This is a genomic window from Aeromonas sp. ASNIH4 (genome assembly GCF_002934425.1).
Taxonomy (GTDB): Bacteria; Pseudomonadota; Gammaproteobacteria; order Enterobacterales; family Aeromonadaceae; genus Aeromonas; species Aeromonas hydrophila.
Map to the genome: position 1 here is coordinate 4,600,267 of NZ_CP026217.1, position 16,150 is coordinate 4,616,416.

General features: G+C 62.1%; 16 protein-coding genes and 1 tRNA gene. 7 read left to right on the forward strand and 10 right to left on the reverse strand.

The features are described 5' to 3' along the window. Nucleotides 1–23: 23 nt before the first annotated feature. From nirC to rraA, 4 genes are all read left to right on the forward strand, one after another. A complete protein-coding gene (gene nirC / locus C2U40_RS21620) occupies nucleotides 24–836 on the forward strand; it encodes a nitrite transporter NirC (RefSeq protein ID WP_103827609.1) in 813 nt (270 codons plus the stop codon). Nucleotides 837–848: 12 nt separating this feature from the next. Further along, nucleotides 849–2,255 carry a siroheme synthase CysG gene (gene cysG, locus C2U40_RS21625; RefSeq protein WP_103827610.1) on the forward strand — a complete coding sequence of 469 codons (1,407 nt, stop codon included), beginning with the start codon at nucleotides 849–851 and terminating at the stop codon, nucleotides 2,253–2,255. Between the two features lie 132 nt (nucleotides 2,256–2,387). Then, complete coding sequence (mgtE, locus tag C2U40_RS21630) at nucleotides 2,388–3,812, forward strand: magnesium transporter (RefSeq protein WP_181014783.1); 1,425 nt, start codon at nucleotides 2,388–2,390, stop codon at nucleotides 3,810–3,812. Between the two features lie 154 nt (nucleotides 3,813–3,966). Next, a complete protein-coding gene (gene rraA, locus C2U40_RS21635; protein WP_010676045.1) occupies nucleotides 3,967–4,452 on the forward strand; it encodes a ribonuclease E activity regulator RraA in 486 nt (161 codons plus the stop codon). A 271-nt stretch (nucleotides 4,453–4,723) separates the two neighbouring features. Here rraA and C2U40_RS21640 read toward each other — a convergent pair whose 3' ends face one another. From C2U40_RS21640 to C2U40_RS21650, 3 genes are all read right to left on the reverse strand, one after another. After that, nucleotides 4,724–5,398: a 7-cyano-7-deazaguanine/7-aminomethyl-7-deazaguanine transporter gene (locus C2U40_RS21640; protein WP_010676046.1), complete on the reverse strand. Its 675-nt coding sequence runs from the start codon at nucleotides 5,396–5,398 to the stop codon at nucleotides 4,724–4,726. A gap of 151 nt (nucleotides 5,399–5,549) precedes the next feature. Then, nucleotides 5,550–5,837, reverse strand: coding sequence for a DUF3630 family protein (locus C2U40_RS21645; protein WP_103827612.1), 288 nt, complete (start codon nucleotides 5,835–5,837; stop codon nucleotides 5,550–5,552). A gap of 10 nt (nucleotides 5,838–5,847) precedes the next feature. Next, entirely contained in the window at nucleotides 5,848–7,275 is a 1,428-nt protein-coding gene (locus C2U40_RS21650) for a protein adenylyltransferase SelO (RefSeq protein ID WP_103827613.1), read from the reverse strand. A gap of 104 nt (nucleotides 7,276–7,379) precedes the next feature. Between C2U40_RS21650 and C2U40_RS21655 the strand changes: the two genes are divergently transcribed. Next, nucleotides 7,380–7,682, forward strand: coding sequence for a c-type cytochrome (locus C2U40_RS21655; RefSeq protein WP_103827614.1), 303 nt, complete (start codon nucleotides 7,380–7,382; stop codon nucleotides 7,680–7,682). A gap of 99 nt (nucleotides 7,683–7,781) precedes the next feature. Here the strand turns inward: C2U40_RS21655 and recQ are convergent, their stop codons facing one another. Further along, nucleotides 7,782–9,617, reverse strand: coding sequence for an ATP-dependent DNA helicase RecQ (recQ, locus tag C2U40_RS21660; protein WP_103827615.1), 1,836 nt, complete (start codon nucleotides 9,615–9,617; stop codon nucleotides 7,782–7,784). A gap of 131 nt (nucleotides 9,618–9,748) precedes the next feature. Here recQ and C2U40_RS21665 point away from each other — a divergent pair, with 131 nt between their 5' ends. Both C2U40_RS21665 and C2U40_RS21670 read left to right on the forward strand, forming a co-directional pair. Beyond that, complete coding sequence (locus C2U40_RS21665) at nucleotides 9,749–10,213, forward strand: thioesterase family protein (protein ID WP_181014784.1); 465 nt, start codon at nucleotides 9,749–9,751, stop codon at nucleotides 10,211–10,213. A gap of 123 nt (nucleotides 10,214–10,336) precedes the next feature. Beyond that, entirely contained in the window at nucleotides 10,337–10,864 is a 528-nt protein-coding gene (locus C2U40_RS21670) for an AbiTii domain-containing protein (RefSeq protein WP_010676052.1), read from the forward strand. 235 nt (nucleotides 10,865–11,099) lie between these two features. Here C2U40_RS21670 and C2U40_RS21675 read toward each other — a convergent pair. The 6 genes from C2U40_RS21675 to C2U40_RS21700 all read right to left on the reverse strand — a co-directional run bounded on the left by C2U40_RS21675 (nucleotide 11,100) and on the right by C2U40_RS21700 (nucleotide 16,143). Further along, nucleotides 11,100–11,176 (reverse strand) — tRNA-Pro (locus C2U40_RS21675). 141 nt (nucleotides 11,177–11,317) lie between these two features. Beyond that, nucleotides 11,318–12,043, reverse strand: a complete 726-nt coding sequence (locus C2U40_RS21680; RefSeq protein WP_010676053.1) for an MOSC domain-containing protein — start codon at nucleotides 12,041–12,043, stop codon at nucleotides 11,318–11,320. A gap of 48 nt (nucleotides 12,044–12,091) precedes the next feature. Continuing rightward, nucleotides 12,092–12,934 carry an ABC transporter permease subunit gene (locus C2U40_RS21685; protein ID WP_010676054.1) on the reverse strand — a complete coding sequence of 281 codons (843 nt, stop codon included), beginning with the start codon at nucleotides 12,932–12,934 and terminating at the stop codon, nucleotides 12,092–12,094. Beyond that, nucleotides 12,931–13,836, reverse strand: a complete 906-nt coding sequence (locus tag C2U40_RS21690) for an ABC transporter permease subunit (RefSeq protein WP_103827617.1) — start codon at nucleotides 13,834–13,836, stop codon at nucleotides 12,931–12,933. Before C2U40_RS21690 ends, C2U40_RS21685 begins: the two co-directional genes overlap by 4 nt. Beyond that, a complete protein-coding gene (gene potA / locus C2U40_RS21695; protein ID WP_010676056.1) occupies nucleotides 13,833–14,987 on the reverse strand; it encodes a polyamine ABC transporter ATP-binding protein in 1,155 nt (384 codons plus the stop codon). Before potA ends, C2U40_RS21690 begins: the two co-directional genes overlap by 4 nt. 76 nt (nucleotides 14,988–15,063) lie before the next feature. After that, nucleotides 15,064–16,143 carry a polyamine ABC transporter substrate-binding protein gene (locus C2U40_RS21700; protein ID WP_219812538.1) on the reverse strand — a complete coding sequence of 360 codons (1,080 nt, stop codon included), beginning with the start codon at nucleotides 16,141–16,143 and terminating at the stop codon, nucleotides 15,064–15,066. Nucleotides 16,144–16,150: the final 7 nt, after the last annotated feature.

The following is a 16,150-nucleotide window of genomic DNA, read 5'->3' on the forward strand; positions in this document are numbered from 1 at the left end:
CAGCCCTTTTAAGGACTCACAAGATGTACACGGAAACCATCAACAAGTGCGCAGCCAACGCGGCCCGCATCAACCGCTTCGAGCGCAGCGACAAGCTCGGCTTCTGGCTCAGCTCCGCCATGGCGGGGGCCTATGTGGGCCTCGGCATCATCCTTATCTTCACCCTCGGCAATCTGGTGGATCCCGCCATCCGTCCGCTGGTGATGGGGGCCACCTTTGGCATCGCCCTGACCCTCGTCATCATCGCCGGTTCCGAGCTGTTTACCGGCCACACCATGTTCCTCACCTTCGGGGTGAAAACGGGCAAGATCACCATGGCCGACCTGCTGCGCATCCTGCCGCAGACCTGGGCGGGCAATCTGATTGGCTCCATCCTGGTGGCGCTCATCTACTCCTACGGCGGCAGCCTGCTGCCGGACACGGGCAGTCTGGCCCACAAGGTGGCGCTGGCCAAGACCCAGGCCCCGGCGCTGACCCTGTTTATGAAGGGGATCCTCTGCAACTGGCTGGTCTGCCTCGCCATCTGGATGGCGCTGCGCACCGAAGGGGCCGCCCGCTTCATCGCCATCTGGTGGTGCCTGCTGGCCTTTATCGCTTCCGGCTACGAGCACTCCATCGCCAACATGACCCTGTTCGCCCTCTCCTGGTTCGGTGCCCACTCCGAGGCCTACACCCTGGGCGGCATCGGCCACAACCTGCTGTGGGTGACCCTGGGCAACACCGTCTCCGGCGCCCTCTTCATGGGCCTCGGCTACTGGTATGCCACCCCCAAGGCTGAGCGCCCGGTCGCGGTGAACGAGACCACCAGCACCGCCAGCCAGACCCAAACCGCCTGATCCGGAGGCCCCATGGACTACTTGCCCATCTTTTGCCGACTCGACAACAAACCCGTGCTGCTGGTCGGCGGCGGCGAGGTGGCAGAGCGCAAGGCGCGCCTGCTGCTGGATGCCGGTGCCCAGCTCACCGTGGTAGCGCCCGAGCTCGACCCCGAGCTGACGGAGCTGGCTGCCAACGGCAGCATCGAGTGGCTCGCCGGTGAATTTGCATCGGAACAACTGGCGGGCAAGTGGCTGGTGGTGGCCGCCACCGATCGGCGCGAGGTGAATGCGCTGGTCTACCAGAGCGCCAATCAGGCGCGGATCTTTGCCAACGTGGTGGATGACCCGAAACGCTCCAGCTTCATCATGCCGTCGATCATCGATCGCTCGCCGCTGATGGTGGCCATCTCATCCGGCGGCAAGGCCCCGGTGCTGGCCCGCTTGCTGTGGGAAAAACTCGAAGCCCTGCTGCCGCAACATCTGGGCGCCGTCGCGACCTTCGCCGGCAGCCTGCGGGAGCGGGTCAAGGGCCGCTTCGCCAGCATGGGCGAGCGGCGCCGCTTCTGGGAACGGCTGCTCGGGGCGGACCGGCTCGGGCAGGCACTGGCACGGGGCGATAGCGCCTCTGCCAATCAGCTGGCCGACAGCCTGTTTGCCGACGAAAGCCAGACCGGTGGCGAGGTGGTACTGGTGGGGGCAGGCCCCGGCGATCCGGGCCTGCTCACCCTGCACGCCCTGCGCCAGATGCAGCAGGCGGACGTGGTGGTCTATGACCGGCTGGTCTCCGACGAGGTGATGGCGCTGGTGCGCCGCGACGCCAAGCGCATCTTCGTCGGCAAGCAGGCGGGCAACCACTGCGTGCCGCAGGAGGAGATCAACCAGCTGTTGCTGGAGGAGGCGAAGAAGGGACAGCGGGTGGTGCGGCTGAAGGGGGGCGACCCCTTCATCTTCGGCCGTGGCGGCGAGGAGCTGGAGACGCTGGTGGGCAGCGGCATCGGCTTTCAGGTGGTGCCGGGGATCACGGCGGCCAGCGGCTGCGCCGCCTACGCCGGCATTCCGCTGACTCACCGCGACCACGCCCAGAGCGTGCGCTTCGTCACCGCCCACGGCAAGGGCGGCGCCCGGGATCTCGACTGGCCGCTGCTGGCCAAGGACAAACAGACGCTGGTGTTCTACATGGGGCTCTCATCCTGCGCCACCATCCGCGAGCAACTGCTGGCCCACGGCAAGGCGGGCCACACCCCGGTGGCGCTGATCGAGCGCGGCACCCAGCCAAGCCAGCGGGTCATTCGCGGTACCCTGGATCAGTTGCCCGCGCTGGCTGTGGGGGTCGAGAGCCCGGCCCTCATCATGGTGGGTTCGGTGGTGACCCTAGCGGACCAGCTCGCCTGGTTCGGGCAAGGAGGCGCCACAGACGCGGCCCTGGCTTCGGCCTGATCGCTGCATCCATTCCAACGCCACCCTCGGGTGGCGTTTCTTTTTCTGCATTTACTGTCATAACCTCTTGTTTTGAGTCTGGTATCCTATGGGGACTGTCCGCCGGATCACCGAATTCAGGAATTCTGCTTCATGTCCCTCCCCCCCAAGAACAGCGCCAAACAGCGTGAACACGACAGAGCCCGCATCCTCACGCTGCTGCTGGCTGATGATGCCCTCACCGAGAGCCTGCTCGACCCGCAAGGGGAGCAGGACGCAGCGCTTCGGGACCAGACCAGCGAGCTGACCCGGCTGGTCAACAGCCTGCCCGCCGCCGATATCGCCGATGCGCTGGAATCCCTGCCGCCGGACGAGCGCCACGTGCTGTGGCAGCAGGTGGATGCAGACAAGCACGGCCAGATCCTGGTGGAGGCGTCGGAGACGGTGTGGGACAGCCTCATCAGCGGCATGAGCGACAAGGAGCTGCTGCACGCCCTGAGCACCCTCGACATCGACGACCAGATCTACCTGGGCCAGCACCTGCCCCGCAACCTGATGGGGCGGCTGCTCACCTCCATGGCGCCGGTGGACAGGGACAAGGTGCGGGAGGTGATCCGCTACGGCAAGCACACGGTCGGCGCCATGATGGACTTCGAGCTCATCACGGTGCGGCCCGACGTGACCCTGGCCACCGTCCAGCGCTATCTGCGCCTGCGCGGCCAGATCCCCGAGAACACCGACAAGCTGTTCGTCACCGATCGGCGCAACCGGCTGCAGGGGGAGCTGCCCCTCACCGCCGTGCTGCTGCACAGGCCCGAAACCCTGGTGAGCGAAGCGATGGAGAAGGATCCGGTCACCTTCGATCCGGAAGACAACGACGAGGCCGCCGCCCGCACCTTCGAGCGGGACGACCTGGTCTCCGCCGCCGTGGTGGATGCCAGGGGCAAGCTGATGGGCCGGCTCACCGTCGCCGAGGTGGTGGATCTGGTCTATGAAGAGAGCGACACCGATCTGCGCCGCATGGGGGGGATCAGCGAGGAAGAAGACGTGTTCGCCCCCGTCTCCAAGGCGGTCAAGACCCGCTGGGCCTGGCTCGCCATCAACCTCTGCACCGCCTTCGTGGCATCGCGGGTAATCGGCCTGTTCGAGCACACCATCTCCCAGCTGGTGGCGCTGGCGGCCCTGATGCCCATCGTCGCCGGCATCGGCGGCAACACCGGCAACCAGACCATCACCATGATAGTGCGGGCGCTGGCGCTGCAGCATATCCAGACAGGCAACGTCTCCTTCCTGCTGTGGCGCGAGCTGGGGGTGGCCCTGATCAACGGTCTGGTGTGGGGCGGCATCATGGGCATCGCCACCTTCCTGCTCTATCAGGATGCGGCGCTGGGAGGCGTGATGACGCTCGCCATGATGCTCAACCTGCTGGTGGCGGCGCTGATGGGGGTCATCATCCCCATGACCATGAGTCGGCTGGGGCGCGACCCGGCGGTGGGGGCCAGCGTGATGATCACCGCCATCACCGACACCGGCGGCTTCTTCATCTTCCTGGGGCTGGCGACCCTGTTCTTGCTCTAGGGCCCGAGGCTGACCGTCTGCGGCGCCTGCCATGACGCGGGGCCGCTTTCACGCAAAAACGGCATTTCCCGCCACTGGGCAAGGAATAGTCGTTGAAATGCCAACCCCACTCCTTATACTGGATCCACCTGTTTCCAGCGGTGGATCTGACACAATGGAATACAACACTTCAGAACTGTGCGACATCTATCAGGACATGGTGGATGTACTCGAACCCATGCTCTGCTCCTTCGGCGGCCGCGCCTCTTTCGGCGGCGTCATTACCACGGTCAAGTGCTTTGAATCGAACGGTCTGATCCGTGAACTCGTCAAAGAGAACGGCGTTGGTCGCGTGCTGTTGATCGACGGTGGCGGCTCCATGCGTCGTGCCCTGATCGACAGCGAGATCGCCACCACGGCGGCGGAAAATGAGTGGGAAGGGATCGTCTGCTACGGTTGCGTCCGTGAGGTCGATATCCTGGAAGATCTCGACATCGGCATTCAGGCCCTGGCGGCCATTCCGGTGGGCGCCGACAGCAAGGATATCGGGGAAACCGATCTGCCGGTCAACTTCGGCGGCGTCACCTTCCTGCCGGATGACCACCTCTATGCCGATACCACAGGGGTGATCCTCTCCCCCGATGCCCTCGACATCGAGTAAGCGGAGCAGAGTGAAAATGGGAGCCCTGGCTCCCATTTTTTATGCCCGCTGATGGCGGAAAAGACGCAAAAAAAGAGGGCCAGTAAACTACTGGCCCCTTAACTGGAAGCAATGTGAGCAATGTCGTGCCTTCACAAGAAGTCCATCACGTTGGAACGAATGAAGTCTTTCCCGGAAAACAAGTTAACAATAATCATTATCATTTAGCTGTGCAAGCCTTATTTGTGAAGATCACAAAAAAATTGACCACCCATGGGGGTGGTCAATCTCATCAGGCTTGTCGCGTAGCAGCTTGCAGGCCAGCCAATCCGGCCTCCCCCACCAGCTTGCGGCTGAGATAGCGCAGTAGCACACCGTAAAGCGGCACAAACAACCCAAGACTTATCAGCAACTTGAATACGTAATCCACGGTCGCGATCTCGACCCAGTGCTCGGCCATGAAGGGATCTGTGCTGCGCCAGAAGGCGATGCTGAAGAAGGCGATGGTATCCACCAGATTGCCGAACAGGGTGGAGGCCGCCGGTGCCACCCACCAGGCTTTCAGCAGGCGCAGGCGGTTGAACACCACCACATCCATGAACTGGCCCACCAGATAGGCCATAAAGCTGGCTAACGCGATCCGGGCAACAAAGAGATTGAACTCTGCCAGATTGCCCACCCCCTGGAAGCTCCCTTCGAAGAAGAGCACCGAGAGCACGTAGGACACGGTCAATGCCGGCAGCATCACGGTCTGGATGATCTTGCGCGCCAGGCCTGCGCCGAAGATCCGCACCGTCAGATCGGTGGCCAGGAAAATGAACGGGAAGCTGAAGGCACCCCAGGTGGTGTGGAAGCCAAAGATGGTGATCGGCAGCTGCACCAGGTAGTTGCTGCTGGCAATGATCAGGATGTGGAACAACGAGAGACGCATCAGTGCCGTCTGGTACTGAGCCGGAGTCAGGTTCATATTGTGACCTTTTTGGTTAATGGGGTTAGGGAACCCATATCGCCACCATGGCGATAATCGAGGGGCGGGATTATACGCCCCCAAATTGATAGTTCAATCTTTATGCGGCTATTTCGAACAGTGGCGACTCACATTCGGAACCGGCCAGGGGTCAGTTCCCGTATTGCCGGGCGAGCCAGAGCAGCGCCTCGATGTCCGCCGGTTGCACCGCCGCCAGCCAGCAACCGCTGTGGTGTTCGAACTCGAGCCGAAGGCGGCTCCCCTCAAACTCCAGCAGCCAGCCGTGACGATCGGCCCCCCACTCCCGCTCGAGTGCCGCCAGCTCCCACTCCTGCAGCAGGGCTTCGGCCAGCACTGGAAAACTGTCCCAGTCGAGCGCCGGGCAGGTCAGCATCACCACCCCGGCTTCCCTGTCTGTCTGCGTGATATGCCAGTTCATCCGTTGCTCCTCAACTGCTGCACGAGAGCTCGCCCCCGCAATACCAGCCCGGATGCGGGGTGGCGAGACCCTCGTATTCGGGTTGGTCATCATAGGGGTGCTGCAGGGCCGCAAACAGCCGCTCGAACGGCGCCATGTCGCCCTGTTCTGCCGCCTCGATCACCTGCTGGGCCAGGGCGTTGCGCAGCACATACTTGGGATTGACAGCGTCCATCTGCCCCTTGCGCACGCCATCCACGCTCCCTTCCCGGGCGAGGCGCGCCCGATAGGCCTCAAGCCACCCCTGCCAGACGGCAGGATCGGGCAGCAGGGCCAGCAGGCGGGCGGGCCACGCTCCCTCTCGCGTCACCTCACCGAGACGTCGCAGGAAGAGGTGGTAATCCACCTTGTGCGCCGCCAGCAGCCGGAACAACTCGCGGAACAGCGCCGGATCCTCCTCTTCCCACACCGCCAGCCCCAGCTTGGCGCGCATCAGCTCGGAGTAGTGCAACATCAGCTGGTGCTCGTACTGGGCCAGGGCCGACGCGAGCGCGTCGCCATCCACATGGCCGGCCAGCGCCTGTGCCAGCTTCTGCAGGTTCCAGTATCCGACCGCAGGCTGCTGATCCAGCGCATAGCGACCATCCGGATCCGAGTGGTTGCAGACGAAGTCCGGCACATAGGCGTCGATGAAACCGTAGGGGCCGTAATCCAGGGTCAGCCCGAGCAGGGACATGTTGTCGGTGTTCATCACCCCGTGACAGAACCCCGCCGCCTGCCACTTGGCGATGAGCCGCGCGGTGCGGCGCACTACTTCGGCAAACAGCTCGGCGCCATCGGTCAGCTCGGGGAAGTGGTAACGCCGCGCATAGTCGATGAGGGCCGGGATCTTCTCCCCCTGTCCGCTCCATGCGAAATACTCGAAGTGACCGAAGCGCAGATGGCTCGGCGCGGTGCGCAGCACGGTCGCCCCGCTCTCCACCTGCTCCCGGTAGACAGGCTCGTCACTGCCCAGCAGCACCAGAGCCCGGGTGGTGGGAATGCCGAGGGCATGCAGCGCCTCGGAAGCCAGGTACTCGCGAATGCTGGATCGCAGCACGGCACGGCCGTCGCCGAAGCGGGAGAATGGCGTCTTGCCCGCCCCTTTGAGGTGCAGGTCCCAGCGGCTGCCATCAGGCGCCAGCTGCTCCCCCAGCAGCAGGGCGCGGCCATCCCCGAGACGCGGGCTGTAGCCGCCGAACTGGTGGCCCGCATAGACCTGAGCCACCGGCTGCATGCCCGGCAGGGGCTGCCCCTGGCCGCAACAAGCGAGCCACTGCGCCTCGCTCACCTCCCCGAGCCCCAGCTCCCCAAGCAGCGCACGGTTCAGATGCAGCAATCTGGGGCCATGCAGCGGCTGCGGGGCAACAGGCTCGCAAGCCCAGGGGAGTTCGGTGGCAAAAGTGTTGATCAACTTCATGGTGATGGGGGTTGTCCCTGCGTATGCTCGTGTCACTCTTTATACCGCCGTCGGCTCGTCGAGGCTAACAGGCGATCACGATTATTCATTTCAAGGAGAAGACGATGCAAAAGTGGATCTATACCCTGCCCCTGCTGGCGCTTGCCTGGGGCCATCAGGCCAAGGCGGCCGACATAGACGCAGGCAAGGCCAAATCCTTGGTCTGTGCCGCCTGTCATGGCGCGGATGGCAAGGCGAGCGTCCCGACCTACCCCCACCTCGCGGGCCAGAACCAGGCCTATTTGCTCAAGCAGATGAAGGCGTTCAAGGAGGGTTCCCGTACCGAGCCACTGATGGTTCCCTTCATGGCGATGCTGACCGAGGCGGACATGGAGAATCTGGCGGCCTATTACGCCAACCTCAAATAATGCATGGCACCGACCAACGGGCGCCTTTCCACTGTTTGTTGTGCCAGCCTACCGGCCTGGGCCTGCTGCGGTCGATGACAAGGTCTACCAGGGCCGACCCTACCGGCGGCAGTAGTCGATGATCAGGTCCATAAAGGCCTCACCGAAGCGCTCCAGCTTGCGGTGACCGACACCGTTGACCGCCAGCATTTCCTCCTCGGTCATCGGCATCAGCTGTGCCATCTCCACCAGGGTGGCGTCGTTGAACACCACGTAGGGCGGCACCTCTTCATCCTCGGCGATCTGCTTGCGCAGGGCGCGCAGCTCCTTGAACAGCCGCTTGTCGTAGTTGGCGTTGTCGAGCAGGCCGTTGCGCTTCTCCTTGCGGCTGGAGATGGGCTGCAGGCGGGGGACTGCCAGTTCCAGCTTCATCTCGCCACGCAGCACGGGTCGGGCCGCTTCGGTCAGCTGCAACACCAGATTGCGGGTGATGTTCTGGGTCAGCAACCCCTTGTGGATCAGCTGGCGGATGACGCTCATCCAGTATTCGTGGCTCTGATCCTTGCCGATGCCGTAGGTCGAGAGCTTGTCGTGACCGTGATCCTTGATGCGCTGATTGAGCGAACCGCGCAGCACCTCCACCACATAACCCACCCCGAAATTCTGTCCCACCCGCCAGACGCAGGAGAGCGCCTTCTGGGCATCTTCGGTGCCGTCATAGCTCTGGGGTGGATCGAGGCAGATGTCGCAGTTGCCGCACGGCTTGTCGTTGTACTCGCCGAAGTAGTTGAGCAGCACCTGACGGCGGCAGGTCTGCGCCTCGGCGAAGGCCGCCATCACGTTGAGTTTGTACTGCTCCACCTGCAACTGCTGGGGGTTTTCGATGTTGTCGAGCAGCCGGCGCACCCTACCGATGTCGGCGGGATCGTAGAGCAGCAGCGCCTCCGCGGGAGTGCCGTCACGCCCGGCGCGGCCGGTTTCCTGATAGTAGGATTCGATGTTCTTCGGGATGTCGTAGTGCACCACGAAGCGCACGTTGGGCTTGTCGATGCCCATGCCGAACGCCACCGTCGCCACCACGATCTCGATGTCATCCTTGAGGAAGGCTTCCTGGGTCTGCTGGCGCAGCTCCAGCGGCAGCCCTGCATGATAGGGTGCCGCCTTGCAGTCGTGGCGGGAGAGCCGCTCGGCCACCTCCTCCACCCGGTTGCGGCTGGAGCAGTAGACGATGCCGCAGTTGCCCTTCTGGCTCTGCACGTAGCGCAGCAGCTGCTCGGCCGCCTTGAACTTTTCCACCAGGCTGTAGCGGATATTGGGCCGATCGAAGCTGGCGGTGTGGATGAAGGGATCGTTCAGTTCCAGCCGGTGCAGCATGTCGCTGCGGGTCGCCTCGTCGGCGGTGGCGGTGAGCGCCACCACGGGCACCTGGGGGAACCACTGCTTGAGCCGTCCCAGCGCCGCATATTCCGGCCGAAAATCGTGCCCCCACTGGGAGACGCAGTGCGCCTCGTCGATGGCGAACAGGCCGAGGGGCAGCTCCGCCAACCGGTCCATGAACTCGTGCTGCAGCAAACGCTCGGGGGAAACATAAACCAGCTTGATCTCGCCTCGGCGCATGGCGGCAAAGTTCTGGATCATCTCCTCCCGGCTCAGGGCCGAGTTGATGTAGACCGCCGCCACGCCGTTGGCACGCAGGGTGTCGACCTGATCCTTCATCAGCGAGATGAGGGGGGAGACCACCACCCCGAGCCCGGGTCGCAGCAGCGCCGGGATCTGGTAGCAGAGCGACTTGCCGCCGCCGGTGGGTTTGAGCACCAGGGCATCGCGCCCCGCCACTATCTGCTCGATGATCTCGAGCTGGCCCGGCCGAAACTGCTGATAGCCAAACACCGCCTGCAACAGGGCAAGGGGATTCTCTGGCTGAGGGTCAGGCAGGGTTTCGGCAATGACGGTCATGGGCTCTCCTTTGGGGTCGCCATTCTAAAGCAGCCGCCGCCCACAATAAACCTGCCATTGCGACTGTTAAAGAAGTGCTGCAGACTGGCTGGAGTTTTTACTCGGCTTTGATGACAGGGCGGACTCAAGGAATGAAACAGATGCTCAAGAAGATGGCGCTCAGTGGCATAGCCAACCTGTTCGCCGAAAAGATGCCCTTCAACAAGCTGATCGGCATGCAAGTCACCCACTACGACTTCGATAAAGTGGAGCTGCGCATCAAGATGGAACAGAAGCTCATCGGCAACCCTTTCCACAACATACTGCACGGCGGCGTCACCGCCAGCCTGCTCGACGTGGCGGGCGGCATGATAGTCGCAGCCTCCTGCATCGACGAGCTGGAGGACTTCTCCCCCAGCTATCTCAAGGAGCGCTTCTCGCGGCTTGGCACCATCGATCTGCGGGTGGACTATCTTCGTCCCGGTCGCGGCAACGAGTTCATCGCCACCGCCCACATCATCCGGGCAGGCAGCAAGGTCGCGGTCGCCCGCATGGAGCTGCACAACGAAGAGGGCACCCACATCGCCTTCGGCACGGGCACCTACCTCGTCTGCTAATGGTTTTTATTGCATAAAAAGTGCGCTTCTAAGCTGATTTTAATCATTAGAATTCTTACCCCCTCTTCCGCTCAGGGTCCATACTGAAAATCGGGATTCTGTGCAGAGGGAGGATTGCAGACGATGAGCGCGATACTGGCTACCCAACCATCCAGAGCCTTGCTGACACGACTTGAGGCCATGCGCGAAGAAGTGCAGACCCCAGAGTGCCGTCACTGGTTGGAACAGGAGCTGGAGGGGTATTCTCTCTGTTCACCCCTGCCTTGGTATCGCATCATTGCCTGTCGGCAACGCGGTCACTTCCTGAATCTGAAGACGGGAAAATATCTGACTTGCCATATCGGCAGCCAAACGCTAAGCCAACGCGACCTGGCCCAAGTTCAGTTCATCTATGCCCGTGAACCCGCCGCCCACTATTTACTGCGTCACGATTCCCATATCGAGCCTTGGCCGGAATCGCTGCTGGAAGCGTATCGAGAGCAGCTGATCCCTGGTCATCTCTGCCTGCAAGCCTGGCATGAGCCCGTGTCTTCGCTGCGTTCACAACTGATGGAGGGAATAGCACATTTCATTAGTGAGTACCCCAAGCATGCGGCCCTGCAAACCCAACACGGTTTCAAGGCATTGCGGCATCAACACTGGCATATCTGAATGAGCGCCTGGGGCGCAAGGAGGGCACCATCGACAAGACCCATAACGAGATTGTCACAATCTAGAGTGCCGGAGTCAGGATCAGACTCCACCAGTGGGGCCACCGAGCGGTGGCCCTTTTAGTTGGGCAAATGAGGGAAATCGGAGCAGGAGAAGCAATCGACAATGGAAATGTCAGCTTTGCCTCAACAGACCAAATGCGAAAAGGCCGCTCATTGAGCGGCCTTTTCAAATGTGGTCGGTGTGAGAGGATTCGAACCTCCGACCCCTTCGTCCCGAACGAAGTGCGCTACCAAGCTGCGCTACACACCGATGTCTGCGGGGCGAGAATTTACCGAAAGCCCCGACCCGACACAAGCCTTTTTTTGCATTCACTCTAAAAAAATGGCTTTACGCTCAATAATTCAGCGAGTCGCAGAAAAAATCGCCCACAAGGTATCTTTCCGCCTGCCTTCAGCCCTGTCGAGGCAACCTGAACTCGGTCGGCCCCAGCAAACGCCGGCTCCAATCCGCCACCACTCCATGTTCCAGCCAATGAGCCGCATGCTGGCGCCAATTGGGAGAGAGCGCCGGGTTCTCCAGCAGCAGTTGCAGGTCTTCCTCGTTGCGAGCCTGGTTGAACAGGATGTCGGCGGTGCGCTTCACCGTCAGCTCAGGGTAGGGTCTGTCCACCAGTGTCAGCTCCCCCTGCGGATCCACCCTTCCCTCTTCCAGCACCCGCAGCAGCCAGCCACAGCGGCCACTCAACTGCATCACCTGGGAGAGCTGGCCATAGCCAAAGCGCTGGTTGAGCTTGAAACAGGGGGATCTGGGCTGGCTTATCTGGATCAGCGCCTCTCCAAGTCGATAGACATCGCCGATGCAGGCCTGCGCCTCGGTCAGCCCCAGACCAGAGAGATTCTCGCCAAAGGCAGCAGGCTGCCAGGGTGTGCGTGGTACAGGCAGTCCCAGCGCGGTTTGCCAGGTTTTCCACCAGGCGTAGTGCTCCGCAGGGTAATGGTGCAGGGCCCGATCCGGGCCGCCATGATGGCGTCTGTCGCTCTGCTCATCCCCGCGAAGGCCGAGGAAATCGCACCACAGAGGGGCGTCGGCAGGCTGCTTGTGGATGGCACTGATGAGGCCGGGGGCCTGCTCTGGGTTCAGTTCGGCGCTCTGGCCGATGAAGAGGGAGATCCGCATTCCATTCTCCTGACGGATGGGGGAATGCGGATCTTATCACGGGGCAGGTCAGGCAACTGCCTGCATCTGGGTGGTCATGGCGATTTCGGCACGGCGGCGTTTCTCCGCCCGGGCCATCAGATACCAGCTACCGAAGGTGAACAGGGATACCGACAGCAGGATCAGGCTCGCGATGGCGTTGATCTCGGGCTTCACGCCGAGGCGCACCGCCGAGAACACTTCCATCGGCAAGGTGGTCGAACCCGGGCCGGAGACGAAGCTCGCCAGCACCAGATCATCCAGCGACAGGGCGAACGACATCATGCCACCCGCCGCCAGCGACGGGGCTATCATCGGGATGGTGATCAGGAAGAACACCTTCCAGGGCTTGGCACCCAGGTCCATGGCCGCCTCCTCGATGGAGAGATCCAGCTCCCGCAGCCGCGCCGACACCACGATCGCCACATAGGCGGTACAGAAGGTGGTATGTGCTATCCAGATGGTCAGCATGCCCCGCTCCGCGGGCCAACCCACCAGCTGGGCCATGGCCACGAACAGCAGCAGCAGGGAGAGACCGGTGATCACCTCAGGCATCACCAGCGGCGCCGTCACCATGCCGCCGAACAGGGTCCGGCCACGGAAGTGAGGGATCCGGGTCAGCACGAAGGCCGCCACCGTCCCTAGCGCCACCGCCGCGATGGCGGTGTAGAAGGCGATCTCCAGGGAGCGGAACACGGACCCGATCAACTGTTTGTTGTCGAGCAGGCCGAAGTACCACTTGAGCGACCAGCCCCCCCACACCGTCACCAGCTTGGAGGCGTTGAAGGAGTAGATGACCATGATGATCATGGGCAGGTAGATGAACAGCAGCCCCAGCCACAGCATCAGCTTGGCAAAACCGAAACGTCTCATGCCTTGCCCTCCAGCTCTTTGGCCTGGTTGCGGTTGAACAGGATGATGGGAATGATCAGCACCGCCAGCATCACCACCGCCAGGGCGGAGGCCACCGGCCAGTCACGGTTGTTGAAGAACTCCTGCCACAACACCTTGCCGATCATCAGGGTCTCCGGACCACCCAGCATCTCGGGGATGACGAACTCGCCCACCACCGGGATGAAGACCAGCATGCAACCGGCGATGATGCCGTTCTTGGAGAGTGGCACCGTGATCTGCCAGAACCGGGTCAGGTTGCGGGCCCCCAGATCGGAGGCCGCCTCCAGCAGGCTCTGGTCGTGCTTGACCAGGTTGGCGTAGAGCGGCAGCACCATGAACGGCAGGTAGGAGTATACGATGCCGATATAGACCGCCAGGTTGGTATTGAGGATCTGCAGCGGTTCGTCGATCGCCCCGATGCCCAGCAGGACGCTGTTGAGCAGGCCGTTGTTGCTGAGGATCCCCATCCAGGCGTATACCCGGATCAGGATCGCCGTCCAGGTCGGCATCATGATGAGCAGCAGCAGAACGGTCTGGGTCTCCTTGTTGGCCCGCGAAATGGCGTAAGCCATGGGATAACCGATCAACAGGCAGAGCAGGGTACTGACCAGGGCTATCTTGAGGGACCCCAGATAAGCCGCGATGTAGAGCTCATCCTCCTGCAGCAGCAGGTAGTTGCCCAGGTTGAGCAGTATGGTGAGCTGATTGTCTGCCCAGCTCACCACGTCCGTATAGGGGGGGATGGCCACGTCCGCTTCGGCGAAGCTGATCTTCACGACGATGATGAAGGGCAGCAGGAAGAAGAGGAACAGCCAGAAGAAGGGGATGCCGATGACCAGCTGCCGCCCTCCCACCTGTTTGAGTCGTCTCAATGCCTTCATGATTGCAGCACCACGCCGCTGTCATCTTCCCAGTAGAGGAACACCTGGTCATCCCAGGTCGGCCGTTTGCCGTGGCGTTCGGCATTGGCGATGAAAGCCTGAACGATTTTGCCCGAGGGCAACTGGATGTGATACACGGAATGGCCGCCCAGATAGGCGATGTCATAAACCTCGCCCTTGGTCCAGTTGAAGTCCGGATGCTCGATCTCTTCCGGCTTTTGCAGGCTCATCAGCAGTTTTTCCGGACGCAGGGCATAGGTGACCTTCTTGTTCTCCGCCCGGGAGCTGATGCCGTGACCCACATAGATGGGCTGCTCCAGATCCGCACAGGCGATGATGGCGTGGTCCTGCTCATCCTCCACCAGCAGGCCGTCAAACAGGTTGACGTTGCCGATGAACTCGCACACCAGCCGGCTGGCCGGGGTCTCGTAGATATCCATCGGGCTGCCGATCTGCTCGATGCAACCGAGGTGCATGATGGCGATCCGCTCGGCCATGGTCATGGCTTCTTCCTGATCGTGGGTCACCATGACGCAGGTCACGCCGACCCGCTCGATGATCTCGACCAGCTCGAGCTGCATGGTGGAGCGCAGCTTCTTGTCGAGCGCCCCCATGGGCTCGTCCAGCAACAGCAGCTTGGGACGCTTGGCCAGGGAACGGGCCAGGGCCACCCGCTGACGCTGACCACCGGAGAGCTGGTGCGGCTTACGGCGGGCGTACTGGGTCATCTGCACCAGCTTGAGCATCTCTTCCACCCGGGCATCGATCTCCGCCTTGGGCAGGCCATCCTGCTTGAGGCCGAAGGCGATGTTCTGGGCCACCGTCATGTGGGGGAACAGGGCATAGGACTGGAACATCATGTTGATGGGGCGTTCATAGGGCGGCATGTCGGTAATGTCGACGCCGTCGAGGAACAGCCGTCCTTCCGTGGGTCGCTCGAACCCGGCCAGCATCCGCAGCAAGGTGGACTTGCCGGAGCCGGACCCACCCAGCAGGGCGAAGATCTCGCCCTTGTGGATGTTGAGAGACACGTTGTCGACCGCCAGCGTTTCGTCGAACTGCTTGCTTACCCTGTCTATTTTGACCAGCACTTCTTTACGCTGCTGGCTGCCCTCGAGGGCTTTCTTGTAGGCACTGGAGGCTATCGCCATTACCAAACTCCCAAAGGTGATTCCGGCCTGGGCCGATCCATCAATACAATCTGGCGCCCCGGGATGGGCGCCAAGGTTAGGTTCCGGATTTGATCTTGGTCCAACTCCGGGTGATCAGGCGCTGCACCGAGCGGGGATGTGCTTCCTGCACATACAGACGCCCAAGCACCGCCTGGGGGGGATAGACTGACTCGTCCTCGCGAACGGCCTTGTCCATGAACTCTCCCGCCTTGATGTTCGGGTTCGCGTAACCCACATAGTCGCTCACCTTGGCGATGACCTGCGGTTCGAGAATGTAGTTGATCAGGGCGTGAGCCTCTTTCACGTTGGTGGCATCGGCCGGGATCGCCATCATGTCGAACCAGAGATTGCCACCCTCCTTGGGGATGCTGTAGGCAATATTGATCCCCTTGCCCGCCTCCTCGGCCCGGGACGCCGCCTGCAGGATGTCGCCGGAGAAACCCGCCGCCACGCAGATGTTGCCGTTGGCGAGGTCACCGATGTACTTGGAGGAGTGGAAGTAGGCCACGTAGGGGCGCACCTTGAGCAGCTGCTCTTCGGCCCGCTTGATGTCCGCCGGCTCATGGCTGTTGGGGTTGAGCCCCAGGTAGTTGAGGGCAGCCGGGATCATCTCGTCCGCCGAATCGAGGAAGGCCACGCCGCACTGGGAGAGCTTCTTCATGTTTTCCGGCTCGAAGATGGTCGCCCAGGAGTCAATCTTGTCGACACCCAGCACTTCCTTGATCTTGTCGACGTTGTAGCCGATGCCGTTGGTGCCCCAGAGGTAGGGCACGGCGTACTGATGGCCCGGATCCACCTTCTCGAGCTGCTTGAGCAGCATGGGGTCCAGGTTGCTCAGGTTTGGCAGCAGGGTGAGGTCCAGCTTCTGGAAGGCCCCCGCCTTGATCTGCTTGGCCAGGAAATTGTTGGAGGGCACGACCAGATCGTAGCCGGTGCGTCCGGTCAGCAGCTTGCCTTCCAGCGTCTCGTTGGAGTCAAACACGTCGTAGATGGTCTTGATCCCGGTCTTCTGCTGAAAGTCACTGAGGGTGGTCTCGCCGATATAATCGGACCAGTTGTAAAAATGAACCACAGGGGCTGCCTGGGTCAGATTTGCAAACCCCAGGGTCAGGGCCAGCGTTGCCATCTTGGTCATGTGCACT